This is a genomic window from Thermosipho affectus, from assembly GCF_001990485.1.
Taxonomy (GTDB): domain Bacteria; phylum Thermotogota; class Thermotogae; order Thermotogales; family Fervidobacteriaceae; genus Thermosipho; species Thermosipho affectus.
Genome location: NZ_LBFC01000018.1, coordinates 303611 through 324001, shown reverse-complemented (window position 1 = coordinate 324001; position 20391 = coordinate 303611). Strand labels below are relative to the sequence as shown.

At 32.4% G+C, this 20391-nt stretch carries 23 protein-coding genes; 10 read left to right on the top strand and 13 right to left on the bottom strand.

The window, feature by feature from the left end; all coding sequences use genetic code 11:
- Nucleotides 1–8: 8 nt before the first annotated feature.
- Genes XJ44_RS05990 through pheS form a run of 7 tightly spaced genes read right to left on the bottom strand, consistent with a single transcriptional unit; the run spans nt 9 to nt 5947 of the window.
- Nucleotides 9–749: a ZIP family metal transporter gene (locus tag XJ44_RS05990; RefSeq protein ID WP_075666084.1), complete on the bottom strand. Its 741-nt coding sequence runs from the start codon at nt 747–749 to the stop codon at nt 9–11.
- Nucleotides 746–1540: a carbon-nitrogen hydrolase family protein gene (locus tag XJ44_RS05985; protein ID WP_077198387.1), complete on the bottom strand. Its 795-nt coding sequence runs from the start codon at nt 1538–1540 to the stop codon at nt 746–748. The genes XJ44_RS05990 and XJ44_RS05985 overlap by 4 nt, the downstream gene beginning before the upstream one ends.
- Nucleotides 1515–2708: a TIGR04013 family B12-binding domain/radical SAM domain-containing protein gene (locus XJ44_RS05980; protein WP_084758775.1), complete on the bottom strand. Its 1194-nt coding sequence runs from the start codon at nt 2706–2708 to the stop codon at nt 1515–1517. The genes XJ44_RS05985 and XJ44_RS05980 overlap by 26 nt, the downstream gene beginning before the upstream one ends.
- Complete coding sequence (locus XJ44_RS05975) at nt 2699–2935, bottom strand: DUF370 domain-containing protein (RefSeq protein ID WP_083638869.1); 237 nt, start codon at nt 2933–2935, stop codon at nt 2699–2701. The genes XJ44_RS05980 and XJ44_RS05975 overlap by 10 nt, the downstream gene beginning before the upstream one ends.
- A 10-nt stretch (nt 2936–2945) precedes the next feature.
- Nucleotides 2946–4007: a redox-regulated ATPase YchF gene (gene ychF, locus XJ44_RS05970; RefSeq protein ID WP_075666081.1), complete on the bottom strand. Its 1062-nt coding sequence runs from the start codon at nt 4005–4007 to the stop codon at nt 2946–2948.
- 46 nt (nt 4008–4053) lie between these two features.
- Complete coding sequence (gene truB / locus XJ44_RS05965; RefSeq protein ID WP_077198386.1) at nt 4054–4968, bottom strand: tRNA pseudouridine(55) synthase TruB; 915 nt, start codon at nt 4966–4968, stop codon at nt 4054–4056.
- A gap of 1 nt (nt 4969) precedes the next feature.
- The gene (gene pheS / locus XJ44_RS05960; RefSeq protein WP_077198385.1) at nt 4970–5947 is read right to left on the bottom strand and encodes a phenylalanine--tRNA ligase subunit alpha; all 978 of its coding nucleotides are present in this window, start codon (nt 5945–5947) and stop codon (nt 4970–4972) included.
- A gap of 96 nt (nt 5948–6043) precedes the next feature.
- Between pheS and XJ44_RS05955 the strand changes: the two genes are divergently transcribed.
- Both XJ44_RS05955 and lysA read left to right on the top strand, forming a co-directional pair.
- The gene (locus tag XJ44_RS05955) at nt 6044–7135 is read left to right on the top strand and encodes a M20 family metallopeptidase (protein WP_075666078.1); all 1092 of its coding nucleotides are present in this window, start codon (nt 6044–6046) and stop codon (nt 7133–7135) included.
- Nucleotides 7135–8280 carry a diaminopimelate decarboxylase gene (gene lysA, locus XJ44_RS05950; protein WP_083638868.1) on the top strand — a complete coding sequence of 382 codons (1146 nt, stop codon included), beginning with the start codon at nt 7135–7137 and terminating at the stop codon, nt 8278–8280. The genes XJ44_RS05955 and lysA overlap by 1 nt, the downstream gene beginning before the upstream one ends.
- Nucleotides 8281–8307: 27 nt before the next feature.
- Here lysA and XJ44_RS05945 read toward each other — a convergent pair whose 3' ends face one another.
- From XJ44_RS05945 to XJ44_RS05920, 6 genes are all read right to left on the bottom strand, one after another.
- The gene (locus XJ44_RS05945) at nt 8308–9165 is read right to left on the bottom strand and encodes a DUF1385 domain-containing protein (RefSeq protein WP_077198384.1); all 858 of its coding nucleotides are present in this window, start codon (nt 9163–9165) and stop codon (nt 8308–8310) included.
- A 30-nt stretch (nt 9166–9195) separates the two neighbouring features.
- A complete protein-coding gene (locus XJ44_RS05940) occupies nt 9196–9429 on the bottom strand; it encodes a hypothetical protein (RefSeq protein WP_075666075.1) in 234 nt (77 codons plus the stop codon).
- Between the two features lie 7 nt (nt 9430–9436).
- Nucleotides 9437–9712 (bottom strand): stage V sporulation protein S, encoded by a 276-nt coding sequence (locus XJ44_RS05935; RefSeq protein ID WP_075666074.1) that lies wholly within the window; start codon nt 9710–9712, stop codon nt 9437–9439.
- A gap of 123 nt (nt 9713–9835) precedes the next feature.
- Complete coding sequence (locus tag XJ44_RS05930) at nt 9836–13915, bottom strand: PolC-type DNA polymerase III (RefSeq protein WP_077198383.1); 4080 nt, start codon at nt 13913–13915, stop codon at nt 9836–9838.
- Between the two features lie 11 nt (nt 13916–13926).
- Nucleotides 13927–14400, bottom strand: a complete 474-nt coding sequence (gene ruvC, locus XJ44_RS05925) for a crossover junction endodeoxyribonuclease RuvC (protein ID WP_077198382.1) — start codon at nt 14398–14400, stop codon at nt 13927–13929.
- Nucleotide 14401: 1 nt separating this feature from the next.
- Nucleotides 14402–15502, bottom strand: a complete 1101-nt coding sequence (locus XJ44_RS05920; protein ID WP_075666071.1) for an MFS transporter — start codon at nt 15500–15502, stop codon at nt 14402–14404.
- Nucleotides 15503–15595: 93 nt separating this feature from the next.
- Here XJ44_RS05920 and XJ44_RS05915 point away from each other — a divergent pair, with 93 nt between their 5' ends.
- The 8 genes from XJ44_RS05915 to dnaG all read left to right on the top strand — a co-directional run bounded on the left by XJ44_RS05915 (nt 15596) and on the right by dnaG (nt 20383).
- Nucleotides 15596–16249 carry a DUF3298 and DUF4163 domain-containing protein gene (locus XJ44_RS05915; protein WP_077198381.1) on the top strand — a complete coding sequence of 218 codons (654 nt, stop codon included), beginning with the start codon at nt 15596–15598 and terminating at the stop codon, nt 16247–16249.
- A gap of 175 nt (nt 16250–16424) precedes the next feature.
- Nucleotides 16425–16745 carry a 50S ribosomal protein L21 gene (rplU, locus tag XJ44_RS05910; protein ID WP_075666069.1) on the top strand — a complete coding sequence of 107 codons (321 nt, stop codon included), beginning with the start codon at nt 16425–16427 and terminating at the stop codon, nt 16743–16745.
- Complete coding sequence (locus tag XJ44_RS05905; RefSeq protein WP_077198380.1) at nt 16742–17053, top strand: ribosomal-processing cysteine protease Prp; 312 nt, start codon at nt 16742–16744, stop codon at nt 17051–17053. The genes rplU and XJ44_RS05905 overlap by 4 nt, the downstream gene beginning before the upstream one ends.
- Complete coding sequence (gene rpmA, locus XJ44_RS05900) at nt 17043–17300, top strand: 50S ribosomal protein L27 (protein WP_075666726.1); 258 nt, start codon at nt 17043–17045, stop codon at nt 17298–17300. Before XJ44_RS05905 ends, rpmA begins: the two co-directional genes overlap by 11 nt.
- A gap of 12 nt (nt 17301–17312) precedes the next feature.
- Nucleotides 17313–17855 (top strand): ECF transporter S component, encoded by a 543-nt coding sequence (locus XJ44_RS05895; protein WP_077198379.1) that lies wholly within the window; start codon nt 17313–17315, stop codon nt 17853–17855.
- A 2-nt stretch (nt 17856–17857) separates the two neighbouring features.
- Nucleotides 17858–18307 carry a 50S ribosomal protein L13 gene (gene rplM / locus XJ44_RS05890; protein ID WP_077198378.1) on the top strand — a complete coding sequence of 150 codons (450 nt, stop codon included), beginning with the start codon at nt 17858–17860 and terminating at the stop codon, nt 18305–18307.
- Between the two features lie 18 nt (nt 18308–18325).
- Nucleotides 18326–18724: a 30S ribosomal protein S9 gene (rpsI, locus tag XJ44_RS05885; RefSeq protein WP_077198377.1), complete on the top strand. Its 399-nt coding sequence runs from the start codon at nt 18326–18328 to the stop codon at nt 18722–18724.
- A gap of 69 nt (nt 18725–18793) precedes the next feature.
- Nucleotides 18794–20383, top strand: coding sequence for a DNA primase (gene dnaG, locus XJ44_RS05880; protein WP_077198376.1), 1590 nt, complete (start codon nt 18794–18796; stop codon nt 20381–20383).
- The last annotated feature ends 8 nt before the right edge of the window (nt 20384–20391 follow it).

Below are 20391 nucleotides of genomic sequence, written 5' to 3'. Positions count from 1 at the left end.
ATTCCTCCTTAGCCCAAAGCTACATCAAGCGCAGCCATTAAAAAGAAGCCAATAATCAAAAAATAGGTAGATAACCTTTCGTTCCCCCTAAGATGTGTTTCAGGTATAACCTCATCACTGATTACAAAGATCATTGCTCCACCAGCAAAAGCCATCATGTATGGAAGTAATGACTGAGAAATACTTACAATACCAGCCCCAAGTAACCCACCAAAAATCTCAACTAGACCAGTCAAAAAAGAAACAAAAAAAGAAATTTTAATGGAATATCCAGCATTTAAAAGTGCAGCAGCAACTGCTGCTCCTTCAGGAATATTCTGAGCACCTATCGCAAATGCAATATTTAAAGCTTGATCGGAAAAAGCACTAACACCTACTGCCATTCCTTCAGGCAAATTATGAATGGTAATTGCAATTACAAAAAGCCATATCTTGCTTAGCCTCTTTAATTCTGCTCCCTCATGTCCTTTTAAAAAGTGTTCATGGGGTGAATACTTATCCATCAAATCAACTAAAATTGCTCCTAAGAAAAAACCAAATGCAAATCTCAAAAGACCTCCTAACTCTATTGATGGAGCAACCAGGCTAAATGCACTTGCAGCAAGCATTATACCAGCTGCCATTCCCAAAAGTGCGTCTATAAATTTTTCATTTACTCCTTTTCTAAAAAACAAAAATGGAATTGCACCGAGGGATGTTGCCATACCTGCGACTGAACTTAACAAAATTCCATAAAGGAAGCGATTCATCTTGCTAACCCCCTATATAGTTCTTTTTTTCTATTTAAAAAGTACGCATGTGAGATTCCTTTCTCTTCAAATCTAAAATAATCTAAAGTTTTTACGTCCACATCGTGATAAATTAACTGTTCTTTTTTTCTTGCACTAATAATTACATTACCATCTGGCCCTACTATTCTTGAACTACCTATAAAGTTCATTAAACCCTTTCCAGATGTAGAGGCCGTTACTAAAAATGCTCCGTTTTCCAATGCTCGCGCCTTTGTAGCAATATCATATATGTGTTTTCTCTCCCTTCCAAAAGCAAATGGTACAAGTAAAACTTGCGCACCATTTATTGTCAAAATCCTGGATATCTCAGGGAATCCTATTTCATAGCATATTAATATACCAAACCTTACACCATCAAACTTAAAAACCAAAAACTTTTCCCCAGGATAAAAAACATCTTTTTCTTTTCTAAAAAGATGTGTTTTATCGTAAAATAAAACACCTTTTTTCTTTTTTACAACGAATACAGAATTTCTAATTTCTGAAAGTACTACTCGAGGTACGCCACCTACTATAGCTATATTGTACTTTCTAGAAAGCCATATTAACTCTTCTTCTTTTTCTTTGAAAAATTTCACAGAAGAAAGCAAGATATCTTTATCATACGTGTATCCCGAAATAGATAACTCCGGAAACAATATCAATCTTATTCCCAATTTTCCGGCTTCTTCTATAAATTGTACATGTTTTAAATAATTATATTCAAATTTTCCAGGTTTAGGTTCAAATTGGGCTGCTGCTATTAACATTTGCAACCCTCCTTGCAAGTTCTTCTTGTTTCAACCAATACCCATCAAGATAGCCCTGTGAAGTTAATAATCCGAGAAATTTATAATGTTTTTTGGTTAGTCTTCCAGGTCCTACATTTGCAAGTGGCGTACCCGGAAGAGGCATAAAAGTATGTGCATGTACCTTTGCATCGTATTTCTTAACTATTTTTTTTATAAACACAAACGTCTCTTCCACATCTTTCTCGGTTTCAAATGGGAAACCAAAAATAAAATCTACTCTTGGTATAAAACCAAATTCCTTTAACAAATCTAAAGCACGTTCTATCTCATCTAAATTATGCCCTCTGCGTATCCTTTTCAATACATCTTCACTTCCGCTCTGCGCTCCTATAACAATATACTTGTTGTTCACATATTTTTTTATAACTTTCAAGATCTCTCTACTTACACTTTCAGGTCTTACATCTGACGGAAAAGTTCCAAAATAAATCTCTTCAACACCTATTTTTTTCAAATTGTATAAAAGATCATCAACTACTTTCACATTTGGCGTTACCCCATTTTTACTACCATATCCAAATGAATTTGGTGAAATAAACCTTGCAATTTTTCTGCCGTTTTTCACTCCAAGTCTAGAATATTCCACTATCTGTTCCACAGGTCTATGTCTAACTATCTTCCCGGCAAGTCTAGGAGTTTGACAATATCCACATGAAAATGGACAACCACGTGTTATTTCAATAGGCATATATAAATTCTTTTGCGGACAAAAAGGTGGATATTTTGAAAGATCAACTCTATTTTTCACACCATCAAATATGCGATTTTTTGGGAAAAAACCATCCAAAAATCTCCTTATATTTTCCTCACCATCACCTGTAAAAACGTAATCAATACCTATATCTAAAAGTTGCGTAGGATTTGCCGTTGCATGTGGTCCTCCGGCAATAACCATGTAACCCTTTTCTTTTAATATTCTCACTTCGGATATTACATTTTTAAGGTCAAAACTCATGAAAGAATAGAGGACAACTGTCCCCTCTCTAGAAAAAGAAAAAATATCATCAAAATTCCTTATCTCATACATTTTCACAATTTTTGTGTAAGAATAGATAGATGCAACAAGTGCAGTAATACTGTATCTATTTGTCTGTGTGTATCTAAATAATATTCTTTTTAACTCCACAAGGCCTCATCAACCTCTTCTAAAGTCTTAGCTATCACAAAAACATGACCACTATCCATAATCAAAATAGTTTTTGACTCTTCACCAAAAGTCATGTTAACAATTCTCCCACCAACTTTATTCATTCCCCTTAATCTCCTAGCAACGGTTGAAGAAACAGGCAATATTGCAATAATTCTATTTCTTGGAATAAATAAGTTTTTGGAAATTTTAATCACTTGCTTCACAATTCCCCCCCTAAACATTAAATCTTATGGTAAGAATATCTCCGTCCTCAACTATGTAATCTTTACCAACTAATTTCATTAATCCCTTTTCTTTTACTTCTTTTTCACTACCATAATTTATTAAATCTTCATATTTTATAACTTCTGCTTTAATAAATCCTCTAGCAAGATCCGTATGGATAACTCCTGCCGCTTCAACGGCGCTACTTCCTTTTTTTAAAGTCCAAGCTCTAACTTCATCTGGACCTACCGTGAAAAATGAAATAAGACCAAGTTGCTCATATACAACCCTAGAAAGTCTTTCTATACCACTTTCTTCTATTCCCAAATCTTTCAAAAATTCCTGACGTTCTTCCTCGTTAAGCTCCTGTATCTCTTTTTCCATCAATCCACATAATTCTATATACGCAAAATTATAATCTTTCACTAAATCTAAAACTCTTTCTTTTTCAGGATACTTTCCTTTTGTAAATTGATCCTCATCTAAATTTACAGCAATAATTATTGGTCTCAACGTAACTAAAGAATAACTTGAAATCATCTTCTTTTGTTCTTCAGTTAATTCATGCTTAGATAAAAATTCTTCATTTTCTAAAACTTCCCTCAATTCCTTTAAAAGTTTTAGTTCTATTTCTTCTCTGTTGTCTAATTTTCTTTTTGAGTTCTCAAGTTTTTCAATTCTATTCACAACTATTTCAAGGTCTCTAAAGATAAATTCGTCTAGGGCTACTCTCAACTGCTTATAGGCATTTTCCTCTGGAAAAAGCACATTTTCATTTTCAAAAGCCCTTAAAACTAAAAGTAACGCATCTGCACTTTGAACCATATTAAAGACTTGTGTCCTACTCTTTTTATCAGAAGGATCAAGTGAAGGTGTATCATAAAATTCTAAAGTAGCGTATGTGGTTTTTTTGGGATTATACATATTTGAAAGTAGTTCAACCCTTTTATCATAAACCTTTGCCACACCTTTCTGATGAACAGGCGAATAAGGATCAACATCAATACCAGTTAACAAAGAAAAAATTGTAGTTTTACCAGATTGTGGAAGCCCTATAATTCCTATCTTCAAGATTTTCCTGTTACCAAATTTACCTTGGTAACAGACACACCTCCTTTCATATTTCCCTAAAAACTTTCTTCAATTTAAATATGTTTCCATTTGGATAATTCTTTTCAATAAATTTTGAACTTCTTTCTGCCCTTGCAACAGCAATTAATTTTCCTTCACACAATAACATAACATCTTGCTCTTTTGGAAAATCATCAAATATTGTTTTTAGAAAATCCATTGTCGGTTGAATTCCGTTGAAGATTTTTTCCACAGAATCCTTGTAAACTTCAACCTTTGGCAAATTTAAAACCTTTTCAACATTTAACATATTTTTTAGTAGTTTGTCTTTTCCTGTTTCAAATGGATTTATAGAATTTTTCAATTCAAAATCTCCAACGCTTATTCTCACTAATTCCTCCGCCGTTGCACCACATCCAAGTTTATAACCTATATCCATACACAAACTTCTTATATACGTTCCTTTTGAAACTTCCACTTCAAGTGTTACATGTGGTATATTTATTTTGATGTTTTCTATCGAATATATTTCTACTTCAACAGGTGGAAGAGAAATTATTTTTCCTTTTCGTGCAAGTTTGTAAAGCCTTTCACCTTTATACTTTTTTGCAGAATATGCAGGGGGAACTTGCTTGTACCTTCCCTTAAATGATTTTATTGTCTCTATTATCTCTTCTTCTGCTTTATCACATACCCTTTCTTCGACAACTTCACCTGTTATATCAAAAGTTTCCGTTGTAATCCCAAGAAGTATCTTTACAAAATACTTTTTTCTCTCTACTTGCAAATATTCTAAGAGTCTTGTTGCACTTCCTATTCCAACCACCAAAACTCCCTCTGCAAAGGGATCTAATGTTCCTGCATGTCCTACTCTTCTTGTACCTAATTTTTTTCTTATTTCATCTATAACGTCATGCGAAGTAACACCTTTTGGTTTGTACACGTTTAAAAAGCCCATCATATCAGTAATTCTCCAGAAATCTCACATCATTTCTTATAAAATCTCTTATATCTTTAATACCGTATTTTACCATTGCAATCCTCTCAAGTCCAAGTCCAAAGGCAAATCCAGACCAAGTTTCTGGATCATACCCCACATTCCTAAATACATTTGGATCCACCATTCCTGCACCTAATATTTCGAGCCAATTACCTTGAAACCACACGTCTACTTCATAACTTGGTTCTGTAAATGGGAAGAAGCTAGGTTTCAACCTAACTTTGGCAGACTCTCCAAAAACTCTTCTTGCCATTTCCTCTAAAGTGTATTTTAAATGTCTAACGGTAACATTTTTATCCACATAAAGCCCCTCCATCTGGGTAAACATTGGAAGGTGAGTTGAATCATAATCCCTTCTAAAAACCCTTCCCGGTGAAATTATAGCAAGCGGTGGTTTTTTTTCAAGCATAGTCCTTATTTGTATAGGTGATGTATGAGTTCTAAGTAACGTTTTTTCGTCAAAATAAAATGAATCTTGAGCATCCCTTGCAGGATGCCATTCTGGAGTATTTAAAGCATCAAAATTATGCCATGTATCTTCTACCTCAGGACCTTCAACCACTTCAAATCCCATGGAAATAAATATATCTTCAAGTTCCCTTTGAACCTTCGTTAATATATGCAAATGACCTTTATCCCTTTTTGCACCTGGTAATGTTACATCCACTCTAATTTTTTCAAACTTTTTAATCTTTTCATTTTTCCTTATCTCCTCCATCTTTTCATTTAATAATTTCTCTATTTCATTTCTTACTTTATTGATAACCGCACCAAATTTTGGTTTTTCTTCCTGTGGAAGTTTTTTTAATTTTTTCATTTCCAAAGTAACAAGACCTTTTTTTCCCAAATATTTGATTCTTATATTGTTTAAAGAAGCCATATCGTTAGCAGAAGATATCTCATCTTTAGCTTCTATCAAAAGTTCTTTTACTTCTTTCATTAAAACACCTCCAAATTTAACTTATATGAAACGAAATTCAATAGTAATTATAACATACATATGCTATTATTAAAACAAAATAAGGAGGTGAAAATAATGGATGCAATCGAATTGAGGCATCTTTTACACCAAAATCCAGAAGTCTCTTTTAGAGAATTTGAAACGCAAAAAATATTACTAGATGCATTAAAATCGTTAAATGACAATAGATTAAAAATTTATAAAATTGCTGGTACAGGTGTGATTGCACTATATGAGGTTGAAAAAGATAAACCGTTTATAATCTACCGTGCGGATATAGATGGACTTCCCATATATGAAAAAACAAATTGGGAATTTTCATCAAAAAATTCCAACATGCACGCTTGTGGTCATGATATACACATGGCAATCGCATTTGATTTAATTAAGAAAATTTTAAAATACAATCTAAAACAAAACTTTGCCTTTATTTTTCAACCCGGAGAAGAAACGGGCGCAGGTGCAAGATATGTTTTAGATGAAATAGAACAACTTCCAGTAAAATACGCTATTGCATTGCACGTAACAGACGAATACGATTTTAAAACTATTGCCACAACAAATGGGATACTTTTCGCAGCTGCAACAGAAATAGATATCGTTTTTCAAGGGAAACCTTCTCACATAGCCTTCTACGATAAAGGAATAGACTCGATAAAAATGGCTACATTTTTTCTAAGTAAATTTTACTCTACAAAATTTGAAAATTCATTAGTTGGTTTTGGAAAAATAGTTGGTGGAAATGCAAGAAATATCGTTTCTCCTGAAGCAACCTTGATGGGAAGCATAAGAAGTATATCCGTTCAAAACACCGAAAAAATAATTAACACATTAGCACAATTAGCACAAGAAGTAACAGAGAAAACAAATGGAAGTTTTTATATAGAAAAAGGCAGTCAATATCCTCCTGTTGTAGTAAATAAAGAATTGTACGAAAAATTTAAAGACTTCTTGGTAGAAAAAGAAATAAACTTTGTAGATTGCGGTATGAAATTCACTGGAGAGGATTTTGGATATTTTTCACAAGAATTTCCATCGCTTATGTTCTGGGTAGGTACAAGAACAGGTGAAAAATATGGGCTTCACCATCCACAATTTCTTCCTAAAGATGATGTTATTCCTTACTATTCAAATGTTATTTTTGAATTTCTTAAGGAGTTGATATAGTGAAAAAATTAATAGAAAAATATGGCACTCCACTTTACATATACTATGAAGAAGTAATAGAAAAAAGGATAAAAAAAGTAAAAGAAGTATTTAAAAACGTAAATTTCTTCCCGACATTTGCCGTTAAGGCAAATAACAATCCAAATTTACTAAGAATAATACACAAAAACGGATTTGGAATGGATATTTTAGGAGAAGGAGAACTTTACGCTTGTAAACTTGCAGGTATTCCTGGAGATAAAATTGTCTGGAATGGAAATGGAAAAACAACAAAACAAAAAGAAAAAATGAAAGAATATGGTGTAAAATATGTAAATATCGATAGTGTTGAAGAATTTGAAAATCTCTGGAAAAATGATGACGAGTTTACTTTATTTTTACGTGTAAATCCAGATATCGATGCAAAAACACACCCATATATTTCAACAGGACTTAAAAACCACAAATTTGGTGTTTCTTTTGACTTAGCAGAAAAAATACTTAAAACCGGAAAAATACAAGGCTTACACATACACATTGGTTCTCAAATCACAACAATTGAACCATTTAAAGAAGCTATCGAAAAAACATTAGAACTTGCACAAAAATATAACATAAATAAAATTAATATAGGTGGAGGTTGGGGAATTAAATACAAGAAAGAAGAAAATGAACTAAACCTTGAAAAATACAAAAAAGAAATCATACCTATTTTGACAAATTTTGAAATGGTAATAAACGAAATTGGAAGGTTTATAATCGCTCCAGCAGGTATTTTGGCAATCAAAGTTATACTAGTAAAAGAAACAGAAAACAAGAATTTTGTAGTAACGGAAAGTGGTATGAATCATTTAATTAGACCTGCATTATATAACGCATACCATGAAATAGAGGTATTAAACAACCAAGAAGATAACATAACTGCAGATGTGGTTGGTCCATTATGCGAATCTGGAGATTTTCTTGCTAAAAACAGGAAAATAAAAAAGCCAAACCCCGGTGATATTTTAATTGTTAAGAACGTAGGGGCATATGGATATTCAATGGCAAATAACTATAATGGGACAACCAGACCTGTGGAAATATTGATAAAAAAAGACGGAAAAGACTTGATCATAAGAAAAGGTGAAGAGATTTCCGACTTGTATAAAAATGTAATTATATAGAAATGGGGCAAATATTTGCCCCATTTTTTAACCAATATACTCCACTTCTTCTTCATCTTCACCCTCAAGTGCAAATTTTAAAGACTCAATTGCAACCTCAATTTGTGATCCATCAGGTTCTGCTGTAGTGAGTTTTTGCAAAAGAAGCCCAGGAAAAGCCAAAAATCTCAAAAACTTTACCTTATCAAATAACTTTAAAAGCTCATATGAAACCGAAGCAATTATCGGAATAAAAACAATTCTAACAACTATCCTTTCAAGCCATGTCAAAGGTCTGTATATTCCAAACAAACTAAATAATATTATGGCAACAATAAAAAAAATCATTACAAAATTCGTGCCACATCTTGGATGAATAGTAGAATATTTTTTTACATTTTCAACTGTTAATTCTTCATTATTTTCATACGCATGTATAGTTTTATGTTCTGCTCCATGGTATTGAAAAACCCTTTTTACATCTTTCATAAACGAAATTATCCACACATACAAAAGGAAAAATCCCAACCTTATAAACCCATCTATCACTGAAAATAAAAATTCATCATTGTTTATTCCTATCAATCCTGTTAAATAGACGGGGAGCATAACAAAAAATCCTATTCCCAAAACAATTGCAAGAAAAATAGAAAAAAATGTCTCAGACTTTTTCATTTCCTCACCTGTTGCTATTTCCGCTGACCTATCTAAACCCTTCAATCCAAAGTACATTGAGTAAAAAAGACTAAATAACCCCCTCAAAAATGGAACTTTTAGTATCTTTTTGTTTTTTATCTTTCCAATCTCCTCCTTAACTATTTTCCCAGATTCATTCCTAACGGCTATAACTATTTTTTTACCCATCATTAGGACACCCTCTATTATCGCCTGTCCTCCTACTTTCATATCATTCCTCCCATAATAAAGAAATTGGGGTCAAATATCCCCCAACATCTCCAAAATTTTCCTTGCATTATCATTTTCTAAAACTACCTTAAAAAACCTATACGCACTTCTATCTTCTTCCGTATTTTTATTCATAAAGTAACTGCGCATCTTATTTGCGAACTCATCTTTCTCTTCCTGCGTCATCTTTGCTATATCTTCTACTATATTCAACAACCTTTTATCATCTCTACAATTTCGAGCTATATACTCCAATTCACCCATTCAAGATTTATTCCGCCTTCTTTTTAGTAAGATATACTCTAAAGGAAATCCCCGTTCTTGTTTCACCATCAATTTCAACTTCTATAAACCCAGGTACTGCATATAGATCCTTTCCCTCTTCCGCTAAAAATCTTCTTGCCACTGCTAAAGCCTTCGACGCCTGGTTAACAGCCCCAGCACCAATTGCTTGAATCTCAAGTTTTTCATTCTTATTAAGCGAACCTACAATAGCACCTGCCACCTTGTTAGGATTTGATTTCGAACTAACCTTAAGTGTTTCCATAGCTATACCACTCCTCCTTGAACAAATATTAATAGAACTGTAACAACACAAGTATATTTTAACATAAAATTACAAAAAAACAAAATTTTACCAAAAATTTTTTTATTTTAATCTGATAAAAACCTAAAAATCAAACAAAGAAGATTGATCAGTCTCAGGTAAATCTTTCAAAACACCTAATTTTTTCATAGTATCAATATGTGCTTTACTTAATTTAGTTCTTCTTTTTAAATCTTCAATTGAAGTAAAGGCCTTTCCTTTTCTTGCTTGTAAAATGGATAGAGCAACGCTATCTCCAACGCCTGGAATTTTGTTTAGAGGTATCCTTAATTTATTATCTTCAATAATAAATCTTCTATAATCACTCTTAAATATATCAGGAGGCAAAAATTCAAATCCCCTTAAATACATCTCAAGAGCTGCTTCTAGTACTTTTTCTTCATTTTTCTCTTTTACATCTTTTTTTATCTGTGCACCTAATTCTACGAGTCGTTTTTTTATTGCCTTTTTACCTTTTAGAATAGTTTTCACAGAAAATTCATCACCTTTTATAGAAAAAAACGCAGCATAATATGCAAGTGGATAGTGCACCTTAAAATACGCTATTCTAAAGGCCATACTTACATAAGCAACAGCATGGGCTTTAGGAAAAAGATACTTTATTTTTTTACAAGATTGTATAAACCATTCTGGGATATTCTTTTCTCTCATTATTTGTTCATCTTCTTCTGAAATACCCTTTCCTTTTCTCACGTTTTCCATTATCTTAAATGCTCTAGACTCATCAACCCCTGCATCTATGAGATATATCATTATATCATCGCGACATGATATCACTTCTGAAAGAGTTGCTTTTCCAGAACTTATTATATCTTGTGCATTATTAAGCCATACATCTGTGCCATGTGAAAGTCCAGAAATCCTTACAAGTTCTGCAAATGTTTTTGGTCTAGTTTCTTTCAACATCTTTTGCACAAAATCTGTTCCAAATTCTGGAATACCTATCGTTCCAACATCAGTACCTAAATCATTCGCCTTGATCTTCAAAGACTTTAAAGAAGAAAATATTTGCAATGTTTCTTTATCATCCATTGGGACTTTTGTAGGGTCAATACCTGTATATTCTTGCAAAAGCTTTAACATTGTGGGATCATCGTGGCCCAATGCATCCAATTTCACCAAATCATCGTGTATGGATTCATATGCAAAGTGCGTTGTACACATCCCTGAATCTTTCTTATTTGCGGGATACTGTATAGGTGTAAAATCATACACAGTCATATCTTTTGGAACTATCATCAATCCACCTGGATGCTGACCGGTTGTCCTCTTAACACCGGCAACCATTTCAGCTAATCTAATTTGCTCTGCAGTTTGTAAACTTTCACCTTTTACCTCCATATAACTTTTCACATAACCAATAGCACTTCGTTCCGCTATTGTACTAATAGTTCCCGCCCTTAAAACGTTGTCCTTTCCAAAAAGTTCAACAATATAGTTATGAGCTCTATCTTGATATTCTCCAGAAAAATTTAAGTCTATATCAGGTACTTTATCCCCCTTGAATCCCATGAAAGTTTCAAAAGGTATATCCTGCCCCGTTTTCACAAGCTCTACTCCACATTTTGGACACTTTTTACTAGGCAAATCATATCCAGAACCTACTTCTTTTGAAAATTCCAAATATTTACATTCAGGACAAAGATAATGAGGCGGTAGAGGATTAACTTCTGTAATTCCCATAAGGTATGCGACAAACGAAGAACCAACTGAACCACGCGAGCCAACCACATAACCGTCTTCGTTTGCCTTTTTAACTATAAGGTGTGCAATTTCATACAACACCGCGTAGCCGTTGTCGATTATACTTTTTAATTCTTTTTCCAAACGTTTTTCAATAATCTCTGGAAGCGGATCACCGTAAAGTTCCTTTGCACGGGTAATAGATAAATTCCTTACATTTTCATCAGCACCTTCAATAATTGGAGGATGCAATTTTCTTTTCACTGGTTTTACATATTCAATCATATCTGCAATTTTATTGGTGTTTTCAACTACAACTTCTCTTGCTATATCCTCATCTTCAAAAATTTTCATTGCCTCTTTTAGCATTTCTTGAGTAGTTCTAAGGTACAACATTGCATTTTTATCTTTTAAATCATCATCATTTGGATTACTTTTTTCCACTGGTGCAAGTAGTACATGTCTTGCTTTGATATCTTCTGGTTCTAAAAAATGTGCATTACTAACCATAACCACGGGTAAATCCAATCTCTTGGCTAAATTGTATAGCCTTCTAAACACCTGTTTTGCAACATCTTTTTCAACATTTACTACGGTATCTATCGGAAAAATCTCCACAAAATCATACTCTTTTAGCATTTCTAAAATTTCTTCATCTGTTGAAGAACCCGTTAATGCTTGAAAAATCTCACCATTTTCACATCCAGTACCAAATAAAAGCCCTTCTTTGTATCTTATCAACTCTTTCTTTGGAATAAATGGTACATATTTAAAGTATTTTACATGCGCGTCAGATACAAGTTTATATAGATTTTTTAACCCCACTTTATTCTTCACAAGTATAGTCAGATGATTAAATTGTCTCTTTGTTCTAATACTAGAATAAGAGCTACTCTTTAAGTTATTTACTTGTTTTAAAGTCCTTATACCGCGTCTTATAACAAGTTCTAATAATTTTTCAAACAACTTTACAGTTACACTGGCATCGTCAAAAGCCCTATGATGTTTAAATGGGCCTAATTTAAAGTATTCCACAAGCCTTCCAAGTCCAAAAGATTTTACCTTCCCCCTTAAAACTTCTTTGGAAAGTTTCAAAGTATCCAAATAGGGAAGAACTAAGTCTTTTTTGTGTAACTTTCTATAAACTTCTCTTATAAATCCATAATCAAAATCTGCATTATGTGCTACTAAAACTGTACCTTCAATAAATTCCAAAAATTTTGGAAAAACTTCATATATATCCTTTGCATCTTCTAACATCTCATTTGTAATACCTGTAAGCTTTTGAGTAAAATCTGAGACTTTTTTTGTAGGTTTTACAAAAGTAGAAAATTTATCGATAATCTCCCCATTTCTATACTTTACCGCACCTATTTCAATAATTTCATCAAATCTAGCATTCGTACCCGTTGTTTCAAGGTCAAATACAGTATATGTAACCTCACTTAAATCAAAATCATCCGATAAATTTTTTACTATATCCCCTGTTTCATTTAATATGTACATTTCCGTACCAAATATAGGTTTAATACCATTTTTTTCCGCTTCCTCAAACAAATAAGGAATGGACTGTACATTACCGTGATCCGTAATTGCAACTGCATTCCAACCCCATCTTTTTACTTTTTTTACCAATTCTTTAATATCTATAATAGCATCTAAATCACTCATTTTTGAATGAAGATGTAATTCTACTCTTTTCATATCCGAAATATCTTGTCGTTCAATAGGGTTTGGATCTTCATAGATCTCAGAAATCCCAAAATAATATTCTCCTTTTTTGCTGACATTCATAGAACCTTTAAAATAATACCAATTTCCCACACTAAGTGTTGACTCAAATTTTTCATCAAAAATCTTTCCCAAAACAGACTCCTTTTTATCGGTGATATATACTAAAATAGTTGATAAATAATCTGACTTTTCTAACTTGAACACCTTTCCCCTTAAAAATACTTTTTTAGCATTCAAAGGTATATTGGATGGAAAATAATATCTCTCTTTATCGGTAAAAGTTTTTATTTTTTCTTCAACAACTCTTGGTGGTTCAAATTTTTCTTTAACAAATTCAATCTTTACAGGTTTACCCGTAATTTTCTCTATGTTCTTTAACTTTTTCTCTATTTTTTTCACGGCAAATTCACTAAAAGTTTTTACCAAAATCTCATTTTCAAATACCTCTACATCTTTTACGTAAGGTGCCGTTCCATTCAAAAGTTCTAAAATTTCCTCTTTTTTTAGTTCAAGAAGTTCATATTCAAATTCAACATCGATTCCAAAAAAAACCCTTAACTTTTCCCTAAGTAACTGAAAATCCCCAACTCCCTTCTTTATATAGAAAATCAAAAGGCGGTTACTTTGGTCGTAAATCACTTTTGTAACTTCACCATCTATCTCAATATTAAAATATTCAGCTATATTTGTAATTGGATAACTTAGTTCATCAAAAACGTACTTCATAACATACCTCCTTACAACCTTAATTCCACTGCTAAACACCAAGCGACAGCTAATGCATCAGCTGCATCATCAGGTCTCGGAATTTTATCCAATCTCAAAAGCATTTTTACCATTTTTTGTACTTGTTTTTTATCAGATCTTCCATAACCGGTAATGTTATTTTTTACTTGATACGGGGTAAACTCATATAACGGCAAATTTCTTTGAGATGTTGCAAGTAATATTACTCCTCTTGCTTCACCTACATGGATAGCAGTCTTTACATTTTTATAAAAAAACAAACTTTCGATTGCACACGCATCTGGAGAATAAGATTCAAGTAATTTAACAAATTCTTCGTATATAATTTGGAGTCTCTTTGACATGGAAATATCTTTTTCTGTTGTAATAACTCCATGAGCTACATGAGAAATCTTATTCCTATTTTTTTCCAAAACTCCATACCCTAGTATACCATATCCCGGATCAATACCTATTATTATCAAGTTATTCCCTCCGCAATGAAAGATTATAAACAAAGATTGTTAAAACAGGTAACACACTTGCACTTAAAAACATAAGCATGGTATTATTACCAAAAATTGCGGCGTAACCACTAGACAAAAAACTACCAATTGCCCATGAGAACCCCATAGAAATTGAAGAAGCCAATGCCTTATTGTTGGGTAATAGTTTTTGAGCAGAAACTATGTTAGAAGACATGGTAAAAAAGCTAAAACCATCAAATAGAATGAAAAATACAATCTTTAGATATAAATTCGGAACAAGTACAAATAATAAACCAAAAAATCCCATTCCCAAAAATCCCACAGTATTTGTAAATATATCATTTGTCTTCTCAAGCACAATTGTACCAAAAAAATTGGTAAATACACCAAGAATCATACCAAATGTTAGTATTGAACCACCAATTATCAAAGATTTTCCAACTTCATTCATATAAATAGGTATATACGTATGAAAAATATCCATAGAAAAACTTCTTGAAGCCACTATCAAAAATATAGGCCATAACTTTAGAATATCACCCCTAAAAGACAAATTCTTTCTAACTGCCTTTTTTTCATAATGTAATATGGTTCTTGATAATACTAAAAGGAAAATAGAAACACTAAACGTTAAAATATACAATTTTTTTATCCCTACATATCCCTGAAAAATTGTTATAAAAAGTGGCGCAAGCCCTGCACCCAATGTCCCTGCTACCGAAAAAATGGCAATATGTTTTCCCTTTTCACTCTTTCCAGCAAAACTAGCACCAATTGGATGAAAAATAGAATTTAAAACCCTTATTATAACAACAAGAAAGAAAAATAAAAACACAGAGTTTACAAATCCTAAAAATGAAACAAAGAAGATTTCAAGTAACACTATAACGCTTATGTACAAACCGTCTCTCTTTTTACCATCAAAATACATTCCAAAAAATACTTGAAATAAGGAAGTAAGCCCCCCTAAAAGTGCCATAAAACTAGCAAAAGTCCTATTGTCTATATTTAAATTTTCAATAAAATATGGGGCAAGCGGTTTGACAAAAGCATTAAAAAAATCCGCAAAAAAATGAAAAATAGCCGTTACAAACTCCATCTTTATCACCTTCCTTTTTCTGATATAATAATTATAACAACGAAAATCTAACATGTCCATATATTTCGCAAAGCTAATCAAAGGAGGGTTTTTATGAAAAAACTTGTTATATTATTATTAATTTTTCAAACACTCTTTTTATTTTCCATTCAATATGTTGAATTTTCATCCACACTTGATAACGAAATTTGGAGGTTAAATGTAAAATACCCCATGTTCTTCGACGTGGAAAACTTTGCAGTAGAAAAGTACATAAACGATATGATTTATAATGATATTTACAACTACATAAGGAATTTATACGATTTTTTGAATTATTCGTATCACGATGCAAAAAAGTACGATATACAATACAGACCTGGTAATGTAGTTGTAAATTATAAAGTCACATATTTAAAGGATAATATAATAAGTTTGGTAATAGACTACTACGAATATACAGGTGGTGCTCATGGAAATACAAAAAGAAAAGCATACAATTTTGATATAACCAAAGGGAAATTATTAAAATTACACGATGTAGTAACACGTGATTCTATTGAAAAAATGTTAAAATACATAAATAATCAAATTAAATTAGACAAAAAAAGATATTTTCAAACCCTACTCGATGAATTACCTTCTGAGCAATTTTATTTCACAAACAAAGGTTTGGTAGTATATTTTAACCAGTATGAAATTGCACCATATTCTTCCGGGATCCCAGAATTCACGTTTAAACTAGAAGATATACAGCTAAAAAAATGAAAAAAGAATAACGTTAAGCTTTTAGAAAAATAACATTAACAGAATTTTTTTATTTCAATTCGTTAAAAGTGGTAAAATATTTGAGGTTGTAGACGCCTGGAACGTGTCGTAAATGCCAAGAGGGCTACATGTTCCAGCGTGTGTTTATTTCAAAAATATCGAGGAGGTGAAGTTTGTGTACGCTATTGTTGAAAGTGGTGGAAAACAGTTTCGTGTAGAACCTGGAAAAATATTCTTCACAGAAAGAGTTCTAGGAAAAAACGAAGGAGACTCTATAACGCTAGACAAGGTATTGATGGTAAAAACCGATGATGGAAAAGTTCTAGTCGGGAAACCATACCTTGAAAATGTTTCAATAACTGGGACAATTGTTGAACATGGTAGAGCAAGAAAGATTATAGTTGGAAAATTCAGACCAAGGAAAAATTACAAAAGAATCAAAGGTCACAGACAATGGTATACCGCTATAAAGGTTGAAAATATAGAGGTAAAATGATTAAGTGTATTTTTACAAAGAAGAACGGGGTATTTGAAAACTTTTTAATAACAGGACATGCTATGTATGAAGAAAAAGGAAAAGACATAATTTGCGCAGCGGTAAGTACTGTTTCTCAACATACGGCACGTTTTTTAGAAAAACAAGGTGCAAAGGCAACTATTAAAGATGGATACTTAATGGTAGAAAAAATTCCAAACGACGAGATATCTCAAATTTTTGTTAAAGAACTAACGGAAACGCTTTTAGATCTTTCTTTGCAATTTCCTAAATTTATAAAAATGGAGGTGACCAATGATGAAGATTAACATACAACTCTTTGCAAAGAGTAGTACCGCAAGGAACGGTCGTGACAGTAATCCAAAATATCTAGGTGTAAAAAAATCTGATGGTCAAGTGGTAACCGCAGGTACTATAATAGTTAGACAAAGAGGAACAAAAATATGGCCAGGTAAAAACGTAGGAATGGGAAGAGATTTCACGTTATTTGCCCTAAAAGATGGGAAAGTAAAATTTGAAGTAAGAAATAACAGAAAATACGTTAGCGTGTATTAAGGGGGATTAAAGGTGAAAAATGCCAAAAAAGTGGCAATTATCGGGGTTTTTGCTGCGCTTTCATTTGTTGTAATGTATATAGAATTTCCCATATTTCCAGCTGTAAATTTTCTAAAATACGATCCAAGTGATATACTTGCATTATTAGTTTCTTTCGTATATTCCCCAACAGTAGGATTAATAGTACTTGCAATAAAGGATATATTATTTTTCATATTTAAATCAGGAGATATAGTAGGAATTGCAATGAACTTTGCTGCAGGCACACTTTTTATAGTTCCAACAGCCATGATATATGCAAATAAGGGGAGAGTTAGAGAAATACTAGGGTATATAGTTGGTATAACAGCTGCAACGGGTGGTATGGCACTTCTAAACATAGTAGTTGTACCATATTATTGGAAAATTTCTTTATCTGATGTTTTTAAATTATTACCATGGATAATAGGATTTAACGCAATAAAGTTTTTCATAGACTCGGTCGTAAACGCAATAATACACAAAAAAGTTAAAGGAATATTAGAACCTGACGAAAATATAAGGAGGGAGGAATAACAATGGCAAGACTTTTGCCTATACAGAAAACAACACTTTTAAAGAAAGAAGAAGTCAAGAGAGATTGGTATGTAATAGATGCCGAAGGACAAACACTTGGAAGACTTGCAACAAGAATTGCACTAGTTTTAATGGGAAAAAATAAACCAAATTGGACTCCTCATGTAGATTGCGGAAATTTTGTAGTCGTTGTTAATGCCGATAAAATAAAACTTACAGGTAAGAAATGGACTCAAAAGAAATATTACAGACATACAGGATATCCTGGTGGTATTAAGGAGTTTACCGCAAGGCAACTTTTACAAAGAAACCCAGAAAAATTAATTCAACTTGCAGTTAAGAGAATGCTCCCAAAAACAATTCTAGGTAGAAGAGCACTAAAAAGACTTAAAATTTACGCAGGTTCAGAGCATCCACATCAAGCTCAAAAACCAGTTGAATTGAGTTTTTAATAAGGAGGGGAAAGGAAGATGGCTGAATACTACATGGGAACCGGTAGAAGAAAAACATCAGTTGCAAGGGTATATTTAAAAGAGGGAAATGGAAAAGTAATAGTTAATGATAAAGAGTACGAAGATCTAAATGGTTATCTTGAAAACTCCGTCTGGACCCTTCATGCAATGGAACCTTTAAAAGTGACTGGTCTAGAAGGTTCCTTTGATATGTTAATTAGAGTAAATGGTGGAGGAAAGTCAGGTCAGGCAGGAGCAATTAGATTGGGAATCGCAAGAGCACTCTTACAATACAATCCAGATTTAAGATCTACATTAAAAGAAAAAGGTCTGCTAACCAGAGACCCGAGAATGGTAGAAAGGAAAAAATACGGCCTTAGAAAAGCAAGACGCGCTCCACAATTCTCCAAACGTTAATATTCCCACATTTTCCTTTGTGGCAGCTTTTTGCTGCCACGTTTGTTGTTTTAAATAAAGAGGTGGTCTATGTACTCCAAGCAAATTATTGAGGAAATCAAATCAAAAATTGATATCGTTGAACTTATCTCAAGATATGTTAGCCTACAAAAAGTAGGAAATAATTATCGTGGGCTCTGTCCTTTCCATACCGAAACTACACCATCATTTTACGTAAACCCATCCTTTCGGACGTTCCACTGCTTTGGTTGCGGTGCGTCAGGGGATGTGTTTAGCTTCTTGGAAAAAATAGAAAATATATCCTTTAGCGAGGCTCTTCAAAAACTAGCAAAAGAAGCAAATGTAAAAATAGACGTTAAAATTTCTACTTTTCAACGATTATACTACAAGTTCTATTCACTTGTACACCAAGAGTATAAAAATCAATTGAAAATAAGTACCATTGCACTAGATTATCTTAAAAATAGAGGGTTTTCAAATGAGGAAATACTAGAATACGAATTTGGATTTTCTCCTTTAAATTCCTCCATACCATTAAAGATATCACAACAATTGGGAATAAAAATTTTGAGAAAATTTGGATTCACCTCAAAGGATCTATTCGAAGGAAGATTAATTATCCCTATTAAAGATGAATACGGTAAAACAATTGCATTTGGCGGCCGATTATTGGGCGAAGGTCAACCTAAATATTTAAATTCATTTGATACAGATTTATTCAAAAAATCAAAGACCTTATTCTTGTTAGATAGGGCAAAGGAAAAAATCAAAAATGCAGATTTTGCAATTGTATGTGAAGGATATTTCGATGCACTTGCGTTTCATAGAGCAGATCTTAAAAATTCTATTGCAACACTCGGCACTGCCTTTACAAAATTTCACGCATACAAACTAAAAAAACTTACACAAAATGTAGTACTTTCTTTTGATACGGATAAAGCTGGCATAAAGGCTACTTTGCAAAGCATAAAAATCCTTCTTACTATGGACTTTAACGTAATGGTGGCAAATAAATCTTCAAAAAAAGATCCCGATGAAATATTTAAATCGAGCGGAAAAGATGGTCTTTATAATTTTATAAAAGAATCTATCCCAGCAGAAAAATTTATTCCCATTGCACTAAGTAAAAATTACAACCTTGAAAATCCAAACGCAATTTCACTATTTATCAGTGAAATAAGGAATTGGGAGATTATTTTTGAGAAATTTCCAAAAAAACTAGAAATATTCAAAGATAAAGTAAAAGAAATATCCGGAAGCAACATCTTTACAAGAAGAATAATCCAAAAAAATTCAAACCTCCCAACACTAGATGATATGATAATCTATCTCATAATAAACTATCCAGATATAGAATTGGATTTAAACCCAAAAATATTAAGTAAACGTTTACAAGAAATTTTAAAATATTTAAAAAACTTTTCCTTTGAAAACATGTCTAAAGATTTGCAAGAATATGTAAAAGACGTATTAAAAAAAATGGAGAATGTGGAAATTACTGAAGAATTTATTAAAAACATAAAGAAACAAATCAAAAGAAAAAATATTGAAAAAAGAATAGAGGAAATAGATCAATATATAAAGAACGCAAGTGATGATGAAAAAAGAATTCTTCTACAAACAAGAATAGAGCTTATTCGAAAGCTCAAAAATATTTAGGAGGTGAT

Coding starts and splice junctions, on each gene's coding strand:
- XJ44_RS05945 (WP_077198384.1), bottom strand. CDS start 9,165: ATGAAAGTAGGAGGACAGGCGATAATAGAGGGTGTCCTAATGATGGGT.
- XJ44_RS05930 (WP_077198383.1), bottom strand. CDS start 13,915: ATGAAGTACGTTTTTGATGAACTAAGTTATCCAATTACAAATATAGCT.
- rpsI (WP_077198377.1), top strand. CDS start 18,326: ATGGCTGAATACTACATGGGAACCGGTAGAAGAAAAACATCAGTTGCA.
- XJ44_RS05905 (WP_077198380.1), top strand. CDS start 16,742: ATGATTAAGTGTATTTTTACAAAGAAGAACGGGGTATTTGAAAACTTT.
- rplM (WP_077198378.1), top strand. CDS start 17,858: ATGGCAAGACTTTTGCCTATACAGAAAACAACACTTTTAAAGAAAGAA.
- XJ44_RS05985 (WP_077198387.1), bottom strand. CDS start 1,540: ATGTTAATAGCAGCAGCCCAATTTGAACCTAAACCTGGAAAATTTGAA.
- XJ44_RS05915 (WP_077198381.1), top strand. CDS start 15,596: ATGAAAAAACTTGTTATATTATTATTAATTTTTCAAACACTCTTTTTA.
- XJ44_RS05940 (WP_075666075.1), bottom strand. CDS start 9,429: ATGGGTGAATTGGAGTATATAGCTCGAAATTGTAGAGATGATAAAAGG.
- XJ44_RS05935 (WP_075666074.1), bottom strand. CDS start 9,712: ATGGAAACACTTAAGGTTAGTTCGAAATCAAATCCTAACAAGGTGGCA.
- XJ44_RS05990 (WP_075666084.1), bottom strand. CDS start 749: ATGAATCGCTTCCTTTATGGAATTTTGTTAAGTTCAGTCGCAGGTATG.
- truB (WP_077198386.1), bottom strand. CDS start 4,968: ATGATGGGCTTTTTAAACGTGTACAAACCAAAAGGTGTTACTTCGCAT.
- rpmA (WP_075666726.1), top strand. CDS start 17,043: ATGAAGATTAACATACAACTCTTTGCAAAGAGTAGTACCGCAAGGAAC.
- XJ44_RS05955 (WP_075666078.1), top strand. CDS start 6,044: ATGGATGCAATCGAATTGAGGCATCTTTTACACCAAAATCCAGAAGTC.
- dnaG (WP_077198376.1), top strand. CDS start 18,794: ATGTACTCCAAGCAAATTATTGAGGAAATCAAATCAAAAATTGATATC.
- pheS (WP_077198385.1), bottom strand. CDS start 5,947: ATGAAAGAAGTAAAAGAACTTTTGATAGAAGCTAAAGATGAGATATCT.
- XJ44_RS05920 (WP_075666071.1), bottom strand. CDS start 15,502: ATGGAGTTTGTAACGGCTATTTTTCATTTTTTTGCGGATTTTTTTAAT.